We start from the raw sequence: 19,082 nt of genomic DNA on the forward strand, positions 1-19,082 counted from the left end.
CGCGCACATGTTCCACATCCACATCAATCCGTTTCAGATCGTCGCGCGCGGGGTGTGGTATTACGATATGCCGATCTGGCGGGACACGGCCTTGATCAACTGCCCCGGCAAGATCCGGGACCCGGACAAGAAGGGCGATCCGACCGAGATCGAATGCACCTTTCCCGGCGGCTTGGTCGATCCGCCGACCCCCGCCGTGGGGACGATGCAGGGGTGGCCGCTGGTCTACGGCGAAGTGCTCCAGTTTCTGACCCGGCCGATCGGCGATCCGGACGAGCCCTGGCGCGATGAGGAATATCAGGGGCCGCTGGTGCTGCACTGTCATAACGTGCTGCACGAGGACAACGGCATGATGGAGCTGATTCAAATCCTGGGCGGCGAGGAGACCTGAGCGCGCTCAATGGAAAAAGGCGCCCGACTTGATCTAGATCAAACGGCGCCTCCGCGGGCGGCGGTAGCGTTGAGACGTTGCTTCTCGCAAGCGACGCGAAGCGTTGGCGGAAGGATTTTCCTTCCCTGCAGACTCTTCTATCCCATCCCAACTTGACCCCGCGCGGTTTTCGCGCGGGGTTAATTTTTCGGCGCGCCGGCGGGCGTCACGCCGCCTCCCAAGGCTTCGGACCGGCGTCGGCGCTTTCCCACGGCGGGATCGGCTGGAACTTCTCGACCAGGAAGTCGACGAAAGCGCGGACCTTGGGGCTCAGGTGCCGTCGCGTCGGATAGACCGCGTTGATCGGCACCTCGATGTCCCGATAGAAAGGCTGCAGCACGCGCATCAGCTTGCCCTCGCGCACTTCCGGGCCGACCAGAAACTCCGCCAGCCGGGCGACCCCTAGGCTGGCCAGGACCATCTCATGAATCGTCTCGCCGTTGCTGGCCGAGAAGTTGCCGTCGGCCTTTATGCGGTACTCGCCGCCTTCCGGCAGGCGAAAGATCCAATCGTTCAAATGGGGCATGTTGGAGAAGGTGAGGCAGTTGTGCTCCGCCAACTCGCTGGGGTGCTTCGGGACGCCGCAGCGCTCGAAATAGGCGGGAGAGGCGCAGATCGCCCGACGGCTTACCGCCAACTGGCGCGCGACCATGGAACTGTCCTGCAGCGGCCCGAAACGGACCGCCACGTCGTGCCCCTCCTCCACCAGATCGGACAAGGCGTCAGTCAGCGTCATCTCGACGGTCAGTTCTGGATAGCGGGCCAGGAACTCAGGAATCAGCGGGCCGATCTGATGCTTGCCGAAGGCGATGCCGCAATTGATCCGCAAGGTCCCCCGGGGCGCGGCGTGCAGTTGGGTGACGGCGGTCTCGGCCTCGTCGATGTCGGCCAGGATGCGGGCGGCGCGCTGATAAAAGGCCGACCCCTCCTCCGTCGCCGAAAGGCGGCGGGTGGTGCGGTTCAGAAGCCGCACGCCCAGGCGGTCCTCCAACCGCGCGATCTGCTTGCTGACCGCCGACGGCGTCAGCTTCAAGACCCGCGCGGCGGCCGAGAAGCTGCCCTCCTCCACGACCTTCGCGAACACCGCCATTTCGGTGGATCGATCCATCCAAGTTCCTCCCCAGGCTCCGCGCCAAGCCCCTGACACCGATCGACTGTGACGTTTTTCGGTCTTATTCGTGCCGTCGGCTCAAAAGTAATTGGATCATCGGACGGATTACAAAGCAAGAGAATAGAATATACCTTTTCTTCAACGACACGCTGAGAAAAGGCCGGCTGACGACGCACACGGGGGCGCGCCGCTGCAGACGGTCCCGGCGGACCTGCACCGACAGGGTCAGGAAACGCCGCGGAACCCGATCTTGAAGGAGCGAGCAGATGTCCACGATGGCGACCACCGCCGACTTGATCCGCACCCCCAGCCCGCAGGAGATCGCGGCCGGGATCGAAGCGGGTCGCAAAGCCCGGAGCGAAGCGTTCCGGCGGAGTTTCACGGCGCTGCGGCTTGGCCTGCAGAACGGTCTCGAGCGAGGGATCGTCGGCGGCCTGTCGATGCAGCGTCACTTCATCCCGCGCCGCGCGGCTCACCCCTGCGCCGGCTGACGAGAAAACGAAGACGGAAGGAGCGAAAGCGCAACATCCCCGTCCCCGAGACGCCGTCGCGGCGTTCGCCCCCAAGCCTGACCCCCAAGGGCGATGTTTCATGCGGCCAGCCCCCTACTGACGGCCGCCCGCCCTAAGCCCCCAGGCGGCCGCGACGGCGACGACCTCCATCCGCCCCCGCCGATCCCTGCGGCGCTACGGATGGAGCGGGCCCGCCCCCGTAGATCGGGCGCGGGCGCCATGAGACCCTCTTCCCTGGAAGGGTCTCCCCATGGCCTCTTCGACCCCGCCGCCTGCTTGCGGCGGGGTTCTTTTTTCCGACGGGCGCTCAGTCGTCCGCAAGCCGCGTGACGGTGTAGCCGGCCGCCGCCAGACGTTCGATGACGGCGGCGAGTTGTGCGTCGTCGCGGGTCTCGACCGCCACCTCGATCAGCGCGTCCTTGGCCGGCAGATGGCTGAAGACGCGTTGGTGAGCGACATCCACGATGTTGCCGCCGGCATCCCCGATCAGGCCGGCGACGCGGGCGAGCTCGCCCGCCTTGTCGCCGAGTCGAATACGCAGCCGAGCGAGCCGTCCCTGGCTCACCAGATCGCGCAACAGGACGGAGGCGAGCAGCCGCTGATCGATGTTGCCGCCGCACAGCACGGTTCCCACGCGTCGCCCGCGGAACCGTTCCGGGTCGCTGAGGATCGCGGCCAGCCCTGCGGCGCCCGCGCCCTCGACCACGGTTTTCTCGACATTGACCAGAAGCGCGATCGCGCGCTCGATCATCTGCTCCTCCGCCAGGACGATGTCGTCGACATGGGCGCGGACGATCTGGCGCGTCAGCTGGCCGGGTTGCTTGACCGCTATCCCTTCCGCGATCGTGGCGCCGCCGACGCGGATCTCCTCCCCCGCCAAAGCCTGCTTCATGGCGGGGTAGAGGGCGGTCTGGACCCCGATCACTTCAATCTCGGGCCTCAAGGCCTTCGCCGCGGTCGCGATCCCGCCGATCAGCCCGCCGCCGCCGATCGGGACCACGAGACAATCAAGCTCGGGCCACGCCCCCAGAAGCTCAAGCGCGATCGTTCCCTGCCCCGCGATCACATGGCGATCGTCGTAGGGGTGGACGAAGACCAGATCCTCCCGCTCCGCCAGATTGTGGGCGAAGGCCGCCGCTTCCGACAGGCTGTCCCCCTCCAGCAACACGCGCGCGCCGTGCGTCTTCGTGAACTGCACCTTCACGTTGGGCGTCGCCCTGGGCATGACGATCGTGGCCGGAATCGCGAGGCGGCTGGCGTGATAGGCCACGCCCTGCGCGTGATTGCCGGCCGACATGGCGATGACGCCCGCCTTGCGCTCGGCCGCGCTCAGGCTCAGCAGCTTGTTGAGCGCGCCGCGCTCCTTGAAGGAAGCGGTGAACTGCCGGTTTTCGAATTTCAGGATCAAGTCGCAGCCGAGGATCTCGCTCAAGGTGCAACTGGGGCGCTGACGGGTCTGGACCACGGCGCCTTTGATCGCGTCGGCGGCCGCGCGGATGTCGTCGAGGGTGATCGGCGTGCGGACGGCGTCGGCGGGCATCGCCTATTCTCCACTCTCGCGCTGTAAAACAAACGAGGATCCGTATAGACCCGCCGGATGCGCCCGTCCAGCCCTACGCGCGCCCGGCGATCCGCTCAGCCGAGGGCGTCGACGACCCCGCTTTCAGCGCGGCGGGTTCGCGCCGTCTGACGGATCGTCGCCGCGACGCTCGCGTGCTTCTCCATCACGTCGAACAGGCTTTCATGGTCCAGCACGAGAAGGCGCGTATCGGAGAGCGCGACGACGGTTGCGTCGCGCGTCGGACCGTAGAGCAGCCCCACTTCCCCGAAGAAGTCGCCGGGGCCGAGCTTTTGCGGTTTGGGCGGCAATTCCACCTCCACCTCGCCGGAAACGACGAAATACATGTTCTCCGCCCGCTCGCCGGCGCGCACGATCATCGTGCGTTCCGGCGCGATCAACGGCCGCAGCAGGCGCGCGATTTCAGCAACGTCGGCGGCGTCCAAATCGGCGAAGACAGGCGCCTGGCCCACCATCTGCCAAGTCACCTTGAAGTCGCGCCGGCGCAGCTCGTCCACGAAGCTTGAGGCGAACAGCCCCGTCCACAGCACGAACAGGCCGATCCCAAGAACCATGACCGCCGAACCGACGACTCGACCGACCGGCGTGACCGGCACCACGTCGCCGTATCCGACCGTGGTCAACGTCGCCAGCGCCCACCACATCGCCTGCGGGATCGAGCCGAACTTGTCCGGTTGCGCCGCGCTTTCGGCGAGATAGGCGGCTGTCGCCGACAAATGCAGTGCGATGAAGACGATCAGCAAGGCGGCCGCCATCGTCCGCCGCTCGTTGCGGAACACCGCGGCGATCGACTGGATCGCGACGGAATATCGGGTCAGCTTCAGGATCCGAAGCATCCGCACCGCCCGCAGCGCCCGGCCGTCCATCGGCGGAATCAGGCCGAACAGCGTCAGATAGAAAGGTAGGATCGCCGCCAGATCGACCAGCGCGATCGGGCGGACCGCATAGCGCAGGCGTCGGCGCCAATCGCCCGCCGCGCCCCCGCCCCCGCCCTGATCCGGATCTTCCGCCGCCGCCCAAAGGCGCACAAGATATTCGAGCGTGAAGACCCCGACAGAGACGATCTCCAGCATGAAAAACCAAGCGCCGTAGGCCGCGTCCCAGCCGGGCAGCGTCTCCAGCGTCACGGCGGCGACATTCACCAGAATCAGCGCGACCAGCGCGCGATCAATCGTCCGGCCCAGGCGGTCGGCCCGGCCCCAGCCTTCCAAGAGGGAAAATACCTGTTTGCGCAATCGGGTCATGACGGCTCACTCTATAGCCCGAGTCCCAGCCCGCCGCACAGCCGGAGAATGCGCATGCCCGCCTACCTGATCGCCCGCGTCGAAGTCACCGACCCGGCCAAATACGAGAACTACAAGGCTCTCAGCCCGGCGGCCCTGGCCGCCTTCGAAGGGCGCTTCCTGGTGCGCGGCGGCGCGCATGAAACGCTGGAGGGACCGGCGGAGACCGGCCGCCTCGTCGTGGTCGAGTTTCCCGACATCGCGCGGGCCAAGGCCTGCTACGACTCGGCCCAATACCAAGCGGCCAAGGCCGAACGCGAGGGCGCGGCCGAGATGCAGATGGTGGTGGTCGAGGGGGTCTGAGCAGTACTACGGACTGCCTGACCGAAGCGGTCGAATATTCGCGCTTCGTTCTTAATTACGCCTTAAGCATTACCCGCTTAGTCTATCCCCGCAAGTGAGGCCCGTTCCGGGGCCGGCGCCCCCGCGCGCACCGCGTCGAGCGACCGCCCCGGCGTTACTGTTGAAAGGACGCGTTTGTGGCGGATTCCCGGCGATTGAGCACTCTGGACGACATTCGAACCCTCATTACCGACAGCGACCCCAAGAAGCCGCTTCACGTCGGACAGGTCATGAATTTGGGCCTGGATGCGCTGAAGGCGCGGCTCGGCGAAGCCCGGTGGCGCAAGGCCGCCGATTTCATCGACCGGCAATTGCACGCCGCGCTGCAGAGCGAATTGGACGCCGACGACCGCTATATGCGCAGTCGCGACGGCTCCTACGTCATCGTCTTCAGTTCGCCCGACCCGCTGCAAGCGACCGCCAAGGCGATCCGGATCGCCGACATGGTCAATAAACGGCTGTTCGGCGAGGAGGGAGTCGACGGCGTCGAGGTCGCAGGTTTTGTGGCGAGCGACGAGGGTCTGGCCCCCGGCGAGACCCGAAAACCCGGCGACCTGATCGCCGACCTGGCCGAGCGCGCGCGCACCCATATGCTGAGCGCCGAGCGCGGCGAGCGCAGCGCGCCGTCCGGAGAGCGTTCCGAGACCGAGCGGGCGATGCCGGACAGCGGACCCGCGCGCGGTTTCGCCGACGGCTTCGACCCGGCGGAGATGTTCGAGGCGATCCGTCTTGAGGGAGAGGCGCGCGTCGGCGTAGGCTATTTGCCGATCTATGATCTGAAGCGCGAGGCGGTCGACCGCTTCCTCTGCCTGCCCGTCCGTCAGGATCCCCTGACCAGCACCCAGTACCTGGCCTACGAGGCCTTACCGATGGGCGGAGGGGACGAGGCGCTGCTCGCCCTCGACATGACGGCCTTCGAGACGGCCCTGCGGGAGCACGCCGAGTGTCTGGGCCGCGGCCTGAGCATGCGCACCGGCGTCAACATCCACTTCGAGACCTTGAGCACGAAGCGCTGCCGGGAGCGCATCATGAGCCTGCTGCGCCAGGCGCCCGCCTCCTTGCAGCGAACGCTGGTCCCCGTCATTCACGGCGTACCCGCCGGCGTGACGGACACCCGCGTGCAGGACTTGTTCGCGCCCTTGCTGCAGGTGATGAGCGAGGTGGCGGTCAGCCTTGATCCGCGCGACTACCGCGCCCGTCTGCCAGCTCATATCCTGAAGCTGGCCGGTCACGGGATCACGCGGGTGATCCTCACCTTCCCGGAGACGTTGGAGCCGGGTGATCAGAGCTGGCTCACCGCCGTTCAGCACGGCGGCTTTTGGAAATCCGTGACCTTCACCGCCGGAAACGTCTGCACGCCGGCGGTCGCCCAACGGCTGAAGGAGCTCGGCGTTTCCTACGCCTTCGGACCGTTGTTCGGCGGCCCCTACACGCGTCACGTTCGCCCCTACGCCGCCGCCTTTTCGGAATTCGAGCGGCCGGGCGCCTGCGCGCTCGCCTACGCTAAGGTGGCCGCTTTCGAGAAGGCGCGGATGCAGGCGATCGCCGATCACTTCAACGTAACCTTCGCGGTCACCAAACCAAACGCGGCGGGGGAGCCCTGCTTCTACTATTTGTCGCCGAATTCGGAGGAGCTCACCGGCTACGCGCGCGACGAGTTGATCGGCGAACCGGTAAAGCGGCTGCAGTGCGATGAGACCGACCGCCGGCGCGCCGCCGCTTTCTTTCAGCGCCTGAAACGCTGCGGCGAGGCCTCGGTCGTGCTGGCCAATCGGCGCAAGGACGGCGCGGCCTTTTCGAACCGGATAACGGCGACCGCGCCGCCCGCCTCGCACCACGCCCCGCGCGAGACCTTCTACGCCTTCCTGGAAGGCGAGCCGTCCGGCGAGCCGCCGCATACGCCGGCGAGCGAGCGAGCGGAGCCGGTCTGAGCGCGCCTCAGCTAAGCGCCGCCTCGATCGCCTCGATCGCCTTGGGCGCGGCCGCGCCCTCAGGCCCGCCGGCCTGGGCCATGTCGGGCCGGCCGCCGCCTCCTTTGCCGCCGATCGCTTCGGCGCCGACCTTGACGAGGCTGACGGCGTCGTAGCGATTCGTCAGATCCTCCGTCACGCCGACGACGAGGGAGGCCTTGCCCTCGTTGACCGCGACGACCGCGACCACGCCGGACTCGATCTCCTTTTTCAGCTGGTCGGCGAGCGGCTTCAGCTCTTTCGGCGGCACGTCCTCCAGCACGCGGCTGGCGAACTTGACGCCGGCGACGTCCTTGGCGGCCGGCGCGCTCGCCCCCGCACCGCCGCCTCCGCCGCCGGCGGCGAGCTTGCGGCGCAGCTCCGAGATCTCGCGCTCCAGCTTCTTGCGCTCGTCCAGCAGGGTGACGACGCGGTTGGGGACGTCGTTGACCGCGCTGCGCAGCGCCGCGGCGGCCTCGTTCAATGCGCGCTCTTCGGCGCGGATGTGGCTCAGCGCGGCCTCGCCGGTCAGGCAGATGATGCGCCGCACGCCGGAGGAGACCGCCTGCTCGTCGACGATCTTGAACGTGCCGATGTCCCCGGTGCGGCGCACGTGCGTGCCGCCGCACAGCTCCACCGAATAGAAGCCGCCGGGCCGCCCGCCGTCGGTTCCGGTCGCAGCCGCGTCGCCCATGGCGACGACCCGCACTTCCTCGCCGTACTTCTCGCCGAACAGCGCGAGCGCGCCGGCCTCGACCGCGTCGTCGGGCGTCATAAGACGCGTCGTCACGTCGGCGTTGGCGCGCACTTGCGCGTTCACGCGGCGCTCGACCTCGTCGATCTGCTCCGCGGTCATCGCCTTGGGATGGGAGAAGTCGAAGCGCATGCTGTCCGGCGCCACGAGGGAGCCCTTCTGCGTCACGTGATCGCCCAGCACCTCGCGCAGCGCCTGATGCGTCAGATGGGTGACCGAGTGATTGGCCCGCAGGCGTCGCCGGCGATCCCCTTCGACGGTGAGTTCCACCGCCTCGCCGACCTTGAGGGTCCCTTCCTCCAGCACGCCGAGATGGACGTGCAGGGACTCGAGCTTCTTCTGCGTGTCGGTCACCCGAAACCGCGCGCCGTCCGCCGTGACGATCAGCCCGACGTCGCCCTGCTGGCCGCCGCTTTCGCCGTAGAACGGCGTCTGGTTGACCACCACCGCGCCTTCCTGACCGCTGGACAGGCCGTCGACCGGCTTGCCGTCGGCGACAAGCGCTGTGACCGCGCCCTCCGCCCGCTCGGTTTCGTAGCCGAGGAAATCGGTCGCGCCGACCTCCTCCTTCAGGTCGAACCAGACGCGGTCGGTCGCCGCCTCGCCGCTGCCGGCCCAGGCCTTGCGCGCCTGGGCGCGCTGGCGCTCCATCGCCGCATCGAAGCCGGCCTGGTCCAGCGCCCGCCCCTGGCCGCGCAAGATGTCTTGCGTCAAGTCCACCGGAAAGCCGTAGGTGTCGTAGAGGGTGAAGGCGACTTCCCCCGACAGCGTCTCGCCCTCGCCCAGCTTGGTCGTTTCCTCCTCCAACAGCTTCAGCCCGCGATCGAGCGTCGTCTTGAAGCGGCTCTCCTCCAGCTTCAGCGTCTCGGTGATCAGCGCTTCGGCGCGGTGCAACTCCTGGAAGTGGCCGCCCATCTTGGCGATCAGCGTCGGCGCCAGGCGGTGCATAAGCGGATCCTTCGCGCCCAGCATGTGGGCGTGGCGCATGGCGCGGCGCATGATCCGGCGCAACACGTAGCCCCGCCCGTCGTTCGACGGCAGCACGCCGTCGGCGATCAGGAAGGCGCTGGCGCGCAGATGGTCGGCGATCACCTTGTGGCTCGCGGACTGCGGCCCGTCGGGATCGACGTGGGTGAGGTCCGCCGAGGCCTCGATGATCGCGCGCAGCAGGTCGGTGTCGTAATTGTCGTGCACGCCCTGCAGGACGGCCGCGATGCGCTCCAGCCCCATGCCGGTGTCGATCGACGGGCGCGGCAGGCTGGTGCGCTCGCCGCCCTCGACCTGCTCGTACTGCATGAAGACGAGGTTCCAGATCTCGATGAAGCGGTCGCCGTCCTCGTCCGGGCTCCCGGGCGGGCCGCCGGGGATCTCCGGCCCGTGATCGTAGAAGATCTCGGAACACGGCCCGCAGGGGCCCGTGTCGCCCATCTGCCAGAAATTGTCCGAGGTCGCGATGCGGATGATCCGGTCGTCGTCGAGGCCGGCGATCTTTTTCCACAAGCCCGCCGCCTCGTCGTCGTCGGCGTAGACGGTGACCAGCAGCTTCGCGGGATCCAGGCCGAACTCCTTCGTCACCAGCGTCCAGGCGTGCTCGATCGCGACGTCCTTGAAATAGTCGCCGAAGGAGAAGTTCCCCAGCATCTCGAAGAAGGTGTGGTGGCGGGCGGTGTAGCCGACATTCTCGAGATCATTGTGCTTGCCGCCGGCGCGCACGCATTTCTGGGAGGTGGCGGCGCGCGCATAGTCGCGATGCTCCGCGCCCGTGAAGACGTTCTTGAACTGGACCATGCCCGAATTCACGAACATCAGGGTCGGGTCGTTGCGCGGGACGAGCGGCGAGGACGGCACCACCTCGTGCCCGGTCTTCGCGAAGTAGTCGAGGAATTTGGACCGGATCTCGTTCGCGCTCGCCATCGGCTCGCCTACCCTTTTCCCTGGCTGCAATCCCGCGGAATTCCTGTCCCGCGCTGCGAGGGTTGATGTAGCGAGCGCGAGCCCGTCTGTCCAGCGGAGGGGCCTTTAGATACGAGATAGCAGAAATCGGCTTTTTTTCCTATTTTTTAATTCAAAATTTGCACGAGTTGACAAATGACCTCCTTTAACGCCCGCTACGTGCAATATGCACTGGAAACCGCTCATCCTGGCGCCGCTCATGATCGCCCTCGCCGCGACGGCTTGGGCCGAGGCGCCGCCCTCGCGCGAGGCCGCCTGCGCGGCGTTCGTCGACAGCGCGCGCGACGTCGACGCCTGGACGCGCCCGCTTTACGAGCGCGGCGATCTGGCGGCGCTGGGGCTCCCCGCCTGCGAAGCGCGGCTTGAGGCGACGCCGGAGGATGCGAGCCTGATGGCGGCGGTCGGCGTGATGCGCATCCTGGCCGGGCCGGAGAACGGTCGAGGGTTGCTGGAGCGCGTCGCCGAACGCGGGCAGCGCCTGGCGCTGGAAGCGCTTTTCTTCTGGCGCATCTCCGGCGTCGAAGATGGCGAGTCGAAGATGGCGAAAAGACCCTGATCGCGCCGGACATATCACTGGCGTTCGACTACGGCCATCGGGCGGCGGAAGCGGGGTCGACCCTCACGCAATTTTTCCTCGGGAAAGCGTACATGAGCGGGTTTCATGTGCCCGAGGATCGAGGCGCGGCGGTAAAATGGCTTCGGAAAGCCGCCCGCTCCGACGATCCTGAGGTCTTAGCGTATCTCGGGCATGCGCTCGTTGGAGCGCCGATGTTTCGCGGCGCACCTGAATCGGATGTTCGTGAAGGACTTGCGCTGATCAAGCGCGCCGCCGAGGAGGGTGCCGCACACGGGCTCTATATGAAGGGCTACCTTATGCGGGACGCCAGGCTCGCGGATATTGAGACAGTCATGGAGGTGTTCAAGCGCGCCGCAAGGAAGGGACATAAGAATGCGGCGGTCGAGGTTGGGACATATTACGGGGACGGATTCCACGTGGAAAAGAATGTCGAGGAATCGGAACGATTCTTCTGCATGGGCGGTGCGTTCGGAAGAGCCTACTCCGAAGAGCTGCACGGCCGTCCCCCCGATTGTTCCCCCCAACCCAATCAGGAGTGACCAATGTCCCGTCCCCGAATGCACCGCTCGCCGATCGGCCGTAGAATGGACCACCGGCGAATGCGAGAAGCACAAATCCTAGACCGCTTCTATAGGGCCGTCGAAACTCAGTGGCGCGGCGAAAAAAGGCTGAGCGGCGAGATTCCTTCCGACCCCATTGAGGAACTCGGACGCGCGTTAGAAGAGATTTTGCCGGAGCGCAAAGCGCCACATCGCGACGGCGCCGAAAAGCCAGCGTCGGACAACCGCAAATCCGGCAAAGCGCTCCCGACCAACCGGCCCAAGAGCGGTACAGGACTTGGTATCGCGGGTCAGACGATCGCCAACAACCTTGCCACGGCGCTTGCTCGCGGCGCGATTCCCTCTCAACGGAACGGAGACATGCGCCGACATATGCGGCGCGAGCTCTTTGAGTCCGAGAAAGGGAAACTGGCGCTCGTCCAAGAAAAGATACGCGAGGCGCTGGACAATGGCGACAGCCTTGATGTTGCGGTCGAAAAGGCCGAAAGCGCCTATGGACGGATGACGTTTCCCCGCTACGCGCCGGCGGAGGGCGCCGCGCCCGATGACGGGACGCGCGAGGATCCGACCGTCTGGGAGCAGGCTCTAGACGCTTGGCGGAATTTTACCGGCGACGAGCCGGCGCCGGAAAGCCCCTCCACGCCCTCCGAGCCGGCCGAACCGGTCGAATCGTCCGGGGGCGTCCGGCGGCGCCGGAGCGCCCGGAGCGCCCGGAGCGGCCAAACGCCAGCGGCGCCGCCCCGTCGGCGCGCCCGGCGCCGACAAACGCCTGAAGGAGGACGGGATTCTGGGGCCGAAGACTGCGGCGGCGACCCGACGCGCCTTGGCCCGCGCGGGTCGCGGCGCCGGCGGCCCTGTCGCCGCGCAAGCCTCGCGACGGCTTCGGCGGGCCGGCGCTGCTGGCCTGACGCCGCTTGCGTCCCCGCGAAAGCGGGGACCTTTCAAAGCCCGCACCCGCGCCCGAGCGCGCCGCAAGGAGGCCCCCGCTTTCGCGGGGGCGCCCGGAAAAAGCCGGCCGTCTCAGCGCGCGTCCCCGCGAAAGCGGGGACCTTTCAAAGCCCGCACCTGCGCCCGAGCGCGCCGAAAGGAGGCCCCCGCTTTCGCGGGGGCGCCCAAAAAAGCCGGCCGTCTCAGCGCGCGTCCCCGCGAAATCGAGGCCCCTTCAAAGCCCGCACCCGCGCCCGAGCGCGCCGAAAGGAGGCCCCCGCTTTCGCGGGGGCGCCCGGAAAAAGCCGGCCCGGGTCTTAGCCGGCGGGCGGGTGCGCGCGCTCAGAAAAGAACCCGGCCCGTCGGAGCGATCCGACGGGCCGGGTTTGCCGGCGCTCCCCGGCGTCACGCCGTCGCCCCGGCCGCCGATCTGACGTCGGCGGTCCGGGGCGGGGCGGATTTCGATCTAGCAGGTGATAGAGGGACCGGGCGCGAGGATCACTCGGGCGCGTCCTCCGGGCCGAGTTCGGCCTCCTTCGCCTCGTCGGGGTCGGGGCCTTCCAGCATCTTGTTGGCGACGATGCCGGCGTTCTCGCGGATCTTGTTCTCGATCTCGCCTGCGGTGTCCTTGTGCTCCTTGAGGAAGCGCTTGGCGTTCTCGCGGCCCTGGCCGATGCGCTCCCCGTTATAGGAGAACCAGGCGCCCGACTTCTCGATCAGGCCGGCGTTGACGCCGAGGTCGAGCAGCTCGCCGGTTTTCGAGACGCCCTCGCCGTACATGATGTCGAATTCGACCATGCGGAAGGGCGGCGCGACCTTGTTCTTCACCACTTTGACGCGGGTCTGGTTGCCGACGACCTCGTCCTTCTCCTTGATCTGGCCGATACGCCGGATGTCGAGGCGCACGGAAGCGTAGAACTTGAGCGCATTGCCGCCGGTCGTGGTCTCCGGGCTGCCGAACATCACGCCGATCTTCATCCGGATCTGGTTGATGAAGATGACCATGCAGTTGGAGCGCTTGATCGAGCCGGTGAGCTTGCGCAGCGCCTGGCTCATCAGACGGGCCTGCAGGCCGACATGGCTGTCGCCCATCTCGCCCTCGAGCTCCGCCTTCGGCACGAGGGCCGCCACCGAGTCGACCACCAGCACGTCGATCGCGCCGGAGCGGACCAGCGTGTCGGCGATCTCAAGCGCCTGTTCGCCCGCGTCGGGCTGGGAGATCAGCAATTCGTCGATGTCGACGCCGAGTTTCTTGGCGTAGACCGGGTCCAGCGCGTGCTCCGCGTCGACGAAGGCGCAGGCGCCGCCCTGGCGCTGGGCCTCGGCCACCGCATGCAGGGCCAGCGTGGTTTTGCCGGAGCTTTCCGGCCCGAAGATCTCGATCACCCGGCCTTTCGGCAGGCCGCCGATGCCAAGCGCGATGTCGAGGCCGAGCGAGCCGGTCGGGATGGATTCGATGTCCATCGCCCGCTGTTCGCCGAGCTTCATGATCGAGCCCTTGCCGAACGAGCGCTCGATCTGCGTCAGCGCGGCTTCGAGTGCCTTCTGCTTATCCATCTGATCCTTGTCCACCAGGTGAAGCGCCGGTTGAGCCATCTGTCCGTTCCTTTTCCCATAGCCCCGAAGGCGATGCAATTGGCAGGATCGTACAGCCTTTGTTCTTTTCCGCAAGTTCTTTTTTAGTTCTCTTTTTTCTCATTCGAATTCATGCGAGAGAACAAAGACTTGGGCTTTGATCGGTTAACGATCCGTCGGCGTTCTCATCGCGGCGGGCAGGACGTTCCCGCCGTCGGAGGCCCGCCCGAAGGCTTTCAGGCCCGGCTCTTGGCCGCCGATTCGACGGCGGCCTTCACCTTACCCGCCAACTGCTTTAGCGAGAAGGGCTTGGGCAGGAAATAAACCTGGGGGAGCGCCTCCACCTCCTGCGCCACGCTTTCCTGCGTGTAGCCGGAGATGCAGATGACCGGCAGGTCGGGCAACTGCTTACGCGCCTCGCGGATCAGCGTCGCGCCGTCCACCTTCGGCATCACCATGTCGGTGACGAGGAGGTCGAGCGGCGGACTGTCCGGCGTGCGCGCGGCCAGGATCTCCAACGCCGATTCGCCGGTGCGCGCCTCGGTCACCTCGTAGCCTTTCGCGCGCAGCGCCCGCGCGGCGAACAGGCGCACGGCGTCCTCGTCCTCGACCAGCAGGATCTGCCCGCCGCCGGTGGTGTCGGCGGGCGCCCCGTCGACATCGGCCTCGTCCGACGCGGCGACCGCTTGCCCGTCCGAGCGCGGCAGATAGAGCGTGAAGCTCGCCCCCTTTCCCGGCCCGTCCGAATGCGCGTGCACGAATCCGCCCAGCTGGCGCATCGAGCCGTACACCATGGCGAGGCCGAGCCCCGTCCCCATGCCCACCTCCTTCGTGGTGAAGAAGGGCTCGAACACACGGTCCAGCACCTCGCGGCTCATGCCCGCGCCGGTATCGGAGACGGTGACGGCGACGAAATCCCCGGGCGGCATGCTCTCGTCGCCGATCGTATAGGCCCGATCGGCGGTGAAATTGCTGGTCTGGATGGTGAGCCGCCCGCCCTCGACCATGGCGTCGCGCGCGTTCACGGCGAGATTGATGATCACCTGTTCGATCTGTCCCGGATCGGCGCGCACGACCCAGAGGTCGCGCTCATGCACGACCGTCAGCTCCACCCGCTCGCCCAGCAGGCGGCGCAGCAGGTTGGAGAGTTCGGCGAGCAGGTCCGTCATGTCCAACACACGCGGAGCCAGCGGTTGCTGGCGCGAAAAGGCGAGCAATTGCCGCACCAAGCCGGCCGCGCGGTTGGCGTTCTGTTTGATCTGCATCGCGTCGGCGAAGCTCGGCTCGCCCACCGGATGGCGCTGCAGCATGAGGTCGCAAAAGCCGATGATGGCGGTCAGCATGTTGTTGAAGTCGTGCGCGATGCCGCCGGCGAGTTGCCCGACCGCCTGCATCTTCTGACTTTGGGCGAACTGCGCTTCGAGGCGTTTTCGCTCCGTCGCATCGACCGCGTGGAGGACGAACCCGCGCCCGCCGCCGCGCGGCAGCACCGCCTGATTGGCGTAGACGGCGACCGTGCGCTCGGCGTCGCCGTCGAGCCGCACATCGACCGGCGCAGCCGGCTGGCCGCTTTCGGCCGCGCGATCGATCGCCGCCTGCAGCAGCGGCCGATCCGCCGCCGCGACCAGTTCCAGCACCGGTCGACCGATCGGCGCCGACCCCGCCAGGAACCGGCGAAAAGCGCTGTTCGCCTCTTGAACCGCACCCGCCTCGTCGATCACCAGAATCCCGAACGGCGCCCGGTCCAGGGCCCGGGTCAGCAGCGCAAGGCGCTCCAACGCGCGGTCGGCCTCCGCCTTCCGCTCGCTGACGTCCTCGATCAGATAGACCACGCCCTCGCCGAAGGGCTGAAGACGCAACTCGATGACGCGCGCCCGATCGCCCCTGCGCGGGTCGACGCTCGTGAAATCCCGCACCTGCGGCTCTTCGGCGCCGACGCGCTCAGCCATCGCGGCGACGGTGGCGGGAAGCGCGTCGTCCGCCGGCTCGATCAGTTGGGCGACCAACATAGGCGCATCGCCGGCGCGCCGGCCAAGCGGCGCCGCCGCCGCCGCCGCATCAGGCGCAAACGCCTCAAGTCCGACGCCGTAGCGCGCGCGCCCCTCTCCATCGGCCACCAGGACGCCGAGACCGCGTCCTTCGGCCGCCGTTTCAAGCGCTTCCAGCCGCGCCGCCAACCGCCGACGCGCGGCCGTCGCACGCTTCAAGCGCAAACCGGCGACGCCCGCGCTGAGGCCGACGCCCGCGGCCGCAACGAGAGCCGCCCCGATGACCTGAGGCAGGAGCGCGCCGCCGCCAGCCAGCAGCGTCGCCCCCGCCGCCACGCCCGCGCCGGCGACGGCGCTTAGCGGCAGCATCAGGCGGTCGATCGGACGATCCCGCGTGAGCGGCTCGCGCGGGACGGCGAGACCCGGGGGCGCGCCCGTCTCCGCCGGCCCGTCCCCGTCCGGCCGCGCCGCGGAGTTGCGCGGCTCAGGCGTCTCCGAGAAAGCGCTCACCCGGGCATCCTCCGGCCTTTCAGACTGAAGACGTAGGAGATGATCTTTGCGACAGCCTCGTAATGCTCAGGCGGGACGAAGTCGTCGATCTCGACGCCGGCGTAGAGCGCGCGGGCGAGCGGCGGGTTCTCGATCAAGGGGATATCCAATTCCTCGGCCAGCTCGCGGATACGCTGGGCTACGTTGTCCTGGCCTTTGGCCACGAGCTTCGGGGCCTCCATCTCTTCCGGATCGTACTGCAGCGCCACGGCGAAGTGGGTCGGATTCGTCACCACCACGTCCGCCTGGGGGACCGCCTGCATCATGCGCTGGCGGGCGCGTTCGTTGCGGATTTGGCGCAGCCGCGCCTTGATCTGCGGATCGCCCTCCGTGTTCTTGAACTCCTCCTTCACCTCCTGCTTCGTCATCCGCAGTTGCTTGCGGTGCTGATAGCGCTGGAAGAAAACGTCGGCGATCGCGATGGCGAGAAGAATGGCGAGCACGGCCGCCAGCAGCTGCAGCGTCAACGCCAGCAACTCCTGCAGCAACTGCCCGACGGCGAGTTGCGGCAAGATGTCCAGCCGATCGCGCTCCGGCAGCAGCAGGATCACGCCCACCGCGCCGATCAGGCTGATCTTCAGAAGCCCTTTGGCGAACTCGGCCAGGCTCTTGGCCGAGAACATGCGCTTCACGCCCTTGATCAGCGAGATTTTTTCGGGCTTGGGCTTGATCGGTTCGGCCGTGAACAGGACGCCGTTCTGGCCCAAGCCGCCCGCGATCGCGAAGACGACGAAAACTCCCATCGGGATCGACATCAGCAGGATGACGTCCAGCATGAAATCGCCGAGCACGGGGCTCAAGCCGCCCAGGCTCATGTCGATATCGTGCGGGCTGCGCACGAAGGGGCTCATGGTCAGCACCAGATCCGACATCAACGCCGGCCCGCCGAAGGCCATCATCGCGCCGAAGGCGAACAGCAACAGCCACGTGTTGACCTCCCGGCTGGTCGCGATCTGACCCTTCTGGCGCGCGTCGCGCAGCCTTTTACTGGTCGGCTCTTCTGTCTTTTGGCTCTCGTCCGGCTGTTCGGACATGCCGCCTCGCCTCGTCTAATCGCCCGTCGGGCCGCGCGCCGCTCAGCGCGACATGAGGAACATGTCCAGCATGTCCCGGAACTGCTCCAGAAACCAGAGCATCATGCCGCCCAGCGCCACCAACATCACGCCCTGCCCGATCAAAATCTGCAGCGGCATCGCGATGAAGAAGACCTGCAGCTGGGGCATCAAGCGGGCCAACAGGCCGAGCAGCACGTAGAACATCATCGCAACGACGATCAAGGGGGCGCAGAGCTGGATGCCCAGCATGAAGCTGTCCGCCACGGTGCGGGCGATCACCTCGGCCATGTCGCCCAGCATCGGGGCGGTTCCGGGCTCGAAGATCATGTAGCTTTCGACCACTGTCAGGATCAGCAGATGGTGCATGTCGGTCGCGAACAGCAGCGCGAGGCCCAGCAAGGTGAAGAAGACCGATTGCAGCGCGCCCTGGTCCGACAGCAGGGGATTGAACAGCAACGCGCTCGCCAGACCGCTGAGAAACGCCCAGACGACGCCCGCGATCGCCAGCGCGTTGAACAGGATGCGCGCGACCGCGCCGATGAAGACGCCGTAGATGATCTCCCCCAGGATCATCAGCGCCATCGGGCCGAACCGCGGCGGCATCTCCGGCAGCAGAGGCGCGACCACGGGCGCGGCGATGACGCTCAACAGCAGCGCCAGCGCGAGCCGGGCGCGCGGCGTCAAAAAGGTCTCGCCGATCGTGGGCAGCGTGATGAACGCGGCTCCCACGCGGGCGAACACCAGAAAGGTCGCGAACAATTCGCTCTGCAAAAAATCGCTCAGCATGGCGCGCGAAGGCTCGCGCGATTCTGCCGTGACGGTCTACGCTTCCCGGCGATGACCGCGATCGATTTCACCCACTGGCGCCGTCACTCCGCAATGAGCGATCCCGGCGCGCACCGAAGCGCCCTGAAGGCCGCCTGCGGCGACGGCGCGCCGTCGACGCTGGTGCGGGTGGCCCAAGGGCTGCTGCTGCACGATTGGGCGGGGTCGCGCCTGTACGGTCCGCCGCCGGCGCACGTCCTCGACGCCGACCGAACCACGCTTCCGACGGCGCAGCGGCTGGAGCGCATCCTTGCGGCCGATCCGCGACCGCTCGATCAACCGCGCGCGCCGTTCGATCGATCAGTGGGAACCTGCCGGGACATGGCGCTGCTGGTCACGGCGCTGGCGCGCTCGGCGGGCCGCGCCGCCCGGGTGCGATGCGGCTTCGCGGCCTACCTCGCCCCGGGCTTCTGGGAAGATCATTGGATCTGCGAAATCGAAGACCAGGGCGCATGGCGGCGGCTGGACGCGCAACTCGACGCCGCACATCGCGCCGCGCTGGCGACCTCCTTCGATCCAAGCGAACTGCCGCCGGAAACCTTTCTCGACGGCCCGGAGGCGTGGCGGCGCATCCGATGCGGGGCGGCAAAGCCCGCCCTCTTCCGGCATGGCGAGGAGGCCGTGGGCGCTTGGTTCGTCCGGGTCAATCTCGCCCGCGACCAGTTAGCGCGCACGGACCGGCTGGTCTCGGAGTGGGATCGCTGGCGATGCGCCGCCTGGCTGCGGCGCCTCGACGCGCGCGCCGAGGCGGAGGCCGACCGCTGGGCGGCGGAGACCGAGGGACGCGGCTAATTGATCGCCACGATCCGGTCGGCGACGACCTGCATCAGGCCTTCCATCTGCTGCAGCATGAAGGGAAGCAAAAGCAACATCGACAGGAAGACCACGATGATCTTCGGGACGAAGGTCAGCGTGATCTCCTGGATCTGCGTCAAGGCCTGAAAGACCGCCACCGTAAGGCCGACGGCAAGACCGACCAACATGATCGGGCTGGAGACCAGCAGGAGGATGTAGATCGCCTCCCGCGCGAAATCGAGAACCTGTTCGGCGTTCATCGCAAGCCCGCCTCCTGGCGCGGCGGATCGGGGTCGGCCGCACCGCCGTCAAAACGCA

Annotated in this window: 17 protein-coding genes; 7 read left to right on the forward strand and 10 right to left on the reverse strand. The window is 67.3% G+C overall.

The genetic code is table 11. The features are described from left to right. Positions 1–7 precede the first annotated feature (7 nt). Positions 8–391 (forward strand): cupredoxin domain-containing protein, encoded by a 384-nt coding sequence (locus tag RIB45_RS13900; protein ID WP_350050956.1) that lies wholly within the window; start codon positions 8–10, stop codon positions 389–391. A 205-nt stretch (positions 392–596) separates the two neighbouring features. Here the strand turns inward: RIB45_RS13900 and RIB45_RS13905 are convergent, their stop codons facing one another. Continuing rightward, the gene (locus RIB45_RS13905) at positions 597–1,538 is read right to left on the reverse strand and encodes a LysR family transcriptional regulator (protein ID WP_350050958.1); all 942 of its coding nucleotides are present in this window, start codon (positions 1,536–1,538) and stop codon (positions 597–599) included. 269 nt (positions 1,539–1,807) lie between these two features. Here RIB45_RS13905 and RIB45_RS13910 point away from each other — a divergent pair, with 269 nt between their 5' ends. After that, positions 1,808–2,032 (forward strand): hypothetical protein, encoded by a 225-nt coding sequence (locus RIB45_RS13910; protein ID WP_350050960.1) that lies wholly within the window; start codon positions 1,808–1,810, stop codon positions 2,030–2,032. A gap of 328 nt (positions 2,033–2,360) precedes the next feature. Here the strand turns inward: RIB45_RS13910 and RIB45_RS13915 are convergent, their stop codons facing one another. Both RIB45_RS13915 and RIB45_RS13920 read right to left on the reverse strand, forming a co-directional pair. Continuing rightward, positions 2,361–3,593, reverse strand: a complete 1,233-nt coding sequence (locus tag RIB45_RS13915; protein ID WP_350050961.1) for a threonine ammonia-lyase — start codon at positions 3,591–3,593, stop codon at positions 2,361–2,363. 95 nt (positions 3,594–3,688) lie between these two features. Further along, on the reverse strand, positions 3,689–4,876 hold the full coding sequence (locus RIB45_RS13920) for a cyclic nucleotide-gated ion channel (protein ID WP_350050962.1): 1,188 nt from the start codon (positions 4,874–4,876) through the stop codon (positions 3,689–3,691). Positions 4,877–4,930: 54 nt separating this feature from the next. On the opposite strand from RIB45_RS13920, the gene RIB45_RS13925 reads away from it, so the two are divergent. Together RIB45_RS13925 and RIB45_RS13930 are read left to right on the forward strand one after the other, a co-directional pair. After that, positions 4,931–5,218 (forward strand): DUF1330 domain-containing protein, encoded by a 288-nt coding sequence (locus RIB45_RS13925; protein ID WP_350050963.1) that lies wholly within the window; start codon positions 4,931–4,933, stop codon positions 5,216–5,218. 194 nt (positions 5,219–5,412) lie between these two features. Beyond that, positions 5,413–7,188, forward strand: a complete 1,776-nt coding sequence (locus tag RIB45_RS13930; RefSeq protein ID WP_350050964.1) for a PAS domain S-box protein — start codon at positions 5,413–5,415, stop codon at positions 7,186–7,188. Positions 7,189–7,195: 7 nt separating this feature from the next. Here the strand turns inward: RIB45_RS13930 and alaS are convergent, their stop codons facing one another. Then, positions 7,196–9,874, reverse strand: coding sequence for an alanine--tRNA ligase (gene alaS, locus RIB45_RS13935; RefSeq protein ID WP_350050966.1), 2,679 nt, complete (start codon positions 9,872–9,874; stop codon positions 7,196–7,198). A gap of 205 nt (positions 9,875–10,079) precedes the next feature. Here alaS and RIB45_RS13940 point away from each other — a divergent pair, with 205 nt between their 5' ends. Then, a complete protein-coding gene (locus tag RIB45_RS13940; protein ID WP_350050967.1) occupies positions 10,080–10,469 on the forward strand; it encodes a hypothetical protein in 390 nt (129 codons plus the stop codon). Positions 10,470–10,486: 17 nt separating this feature from the next. Then, a complete protein-coding gene (locus RIB45_RS13945; protein ID WP_350051400.1) occupies positions 10,487–11,029 on the forward strand; it encodes a tetratricopeptide repeat protein in 543 nt (180 codons plus the stop codon). A gap of 177 nt (positions 11,030–11,206) precedes the next feature. Here the strand turns inward: RIB45_RS13945 and RIB45_RS13950 are convergent, their stop codons facing one another. From RIB45_RS13950 to RIB45_RS13970, 5 genes are all read right to left on the reverse strand, one after another. Then, positions 11,207–11,473: a hypothetical protein gene (locus tag RIB45_RS13950; protein ID WP_350050968.1), complete on the reverse strand. Its 267-nt coding sequence runs from the start codon at positions 11,471–11,473 to the stop codon at positions 11,207–11,209. 1,002 nt (positions 11,474–12,475) lie between these two features. Beyond that, complete coding sequence (gene recA, locus RIB45_RS13955) at positions 12,476–13,573, reverse strand: recombinase RecA (protein WP_350050969.1); 1,098 nt, start codon at positions 13,571–13,573, stop codon at positions 12,476–12,478. A 215-nt stretch (positions 13,574–13,788) separates the two neighbouring features. Beyond that, on the reverse strand, positions 13,789–16,050 hold the full coding sequence (locus tag RIB45_RS13960) for a hybrid sensor histidine kinase/response regulator (protein WP_350050970.1): 2,262 nt from the start codon (positions 16,048–16,050) through the stop codon (positions 13,789–13,791). Next, positions 16,047–17,123: a flagellar biosynthesis protein FlhB gene (flhB, locus tag RIB45_RS13965; protein ID WP_350050971.1), complete on the reverse strand. Its 1,077-nt coding sequence runs from the start codon at positions 17,121–17,123 to the stop codon at positions 16,047–16,049. Before flhB ends, RIB45_RS13960 begins: the two co-directional genes overlap by 4 nt. A gap of 42 nt (positions 17,124–17,165) precedes the next feature. Then, positions 17,166–17,930 (reverse strand): flagellar biosynthetic protein FliR, encoded by a 765-nt coding sequence (locus RIB45_RS13970; RefSeq protein ID WP_350050972.1) that lies wholly within the window; start codon positions 17,928–17,930, stop codon positions 17,166–17,168. Positions 17,931–17,981: 51 nt separating this feature from the next. Here RIB45_RS13970 and RIB45_RS13975 point away from each other — a divergent pair, with 51 nt between their 5' ends. After that, positions 17,982–18,761, forward strand: coding sequence for a transglutaminase-like domain-containing protein (locus RIB45_RS13975; RefSeq protein WP_350050973.1), 780 nt, complete (start codon positions 17,982–17,984; stop codon positions 18,759–18,761). On the opposite strand, the gene fliQ is transcribed toward RIB45_RS13975, so the two are convergent. Beyond that, positions 18,758–19,024 carry a flagellar biosynthesis protein FliQ gene (gene fliQ / locus RIB45_RS13980; RefSeq protein ID WP_350050974.1) on the reverse strand — a complete coding sequence of 89 codons (267 nt, stop codon included), beginning with the start codon at positions 19,022–19,024 and terminating at the stop codon, positions 18,758–18,760. The genes RIB45_RS13975 and fliQ overlap by 4 nt on opposite strands. Positions 19,025–19,082: the final 58 nt, after the last annotated feature.

Source organism: Marivibrio sp. (assembly GCF_040218065.1).
In the GTDB taxonomy this organism is placed as follows: domain Bacteria; phylum Pseudomonadota; class Alphaproteobacteria; order UBA8366; family Aestuariispiraceae; genus Marivibrio.

What these genes read in the sequence shown, in the direction of transcription:
- fliQ (WP_350050974.1), bottom strand. Translation starts at nt 19,024, where the DNA reads ATGAACGCCGAACAGGTTCTCGATTTCGCGCGGGAGGCGATCTACATC.
- RIB45_RS13970 (WP_350050972.1), bottom strand. Translation starts at nt 17,930, where the DNA reads ATGCTGAGCGATTTTTTGCAGAGCGAATTGTTCGCGACCTTTCTGGTG.
- RIB45_RS13910 (WP_350050960.1), top strand. Translation starts at nt 1,808, where the DNA reads ATGTCCACGATGGCGACCACCGCCGACTTGATCCGCACCCCCAGCCCG.
- RIB45_RS13900 (WP_350050956.1), top strand. Translation starts at nt 8, where the DNA reads ATGTTCCACATCCACATCAATCCGTTTCAGATCGTCGCGCGCGGGGTG.
- RIB45_RS13925 (WP_350050963.1), top strand. Translation starts at nt 4,931, where the DNA reads ATGCCCGCCTACCTGATCGCCCGCGTCGAAGTCACCGACCCGGCCAAA.
- RIB45_RS13905 (WP_350050958.1), bottom strand. Translation starts at nt 1,538, where the DNA reads ATGGATCGATCCACCGAAATGGCGGTGTTCGCGAAGGTCGTGGAGGAG.
- RIB45_RS13915 (WP_350050961.1), bottom strand. Translation starts at nt 3,593, where the DNA reads ATGCCCGCCGACGCCGTCCGCACGCCGATCACCCTCGACGACATCCGC.
- alaS (WP_350050966.1), bottom strand. Translation starts at nt 9,874, where the DNA reads ATGGCGAGCGCGAACGAGATCCGGTCCAAATTCCTCGACTACTTCGCG.
- RIB45_RS13940 (WP_350050967.1), top strand. Translation starts at nt 10,080, where the DNA reads ATGCACTGGAAACCGCTCATCCTGGCGCCGCTCATGATCGCCCTCGCC.
- flhB (WP_350050971.1), bottom strand. Translation starts at nt 17,123, where the DNA reads ATGTCCGAACAGCCGGACGAGAGCCAAAAGACAGAAGAGCCGACCAGT.
- recA (WP_350050969.1), bottom strand. Translation starts at nt 13,573, where the DNA reads ATGGCTCAACCGGCGCTTCACCTGGTGGACAAGGATCAGATGGATAAG.
- RIB45_RS13920 (WP_350050962.1), bottom strand. Translation starts at nt 4,876, where the DNA reads ATGACCCGATTGCGCAAACAGGTATTTTCCCTCTTGGAAGGCTGGGGC.
- RIB45_RS13975 (WP_350050973.1), top strand. Translation starts at nt 17,982, where the DNA reads ATGACCGCGATCGATTTCACCCACTGGCGCCGTCACTCCGCAATGAGC.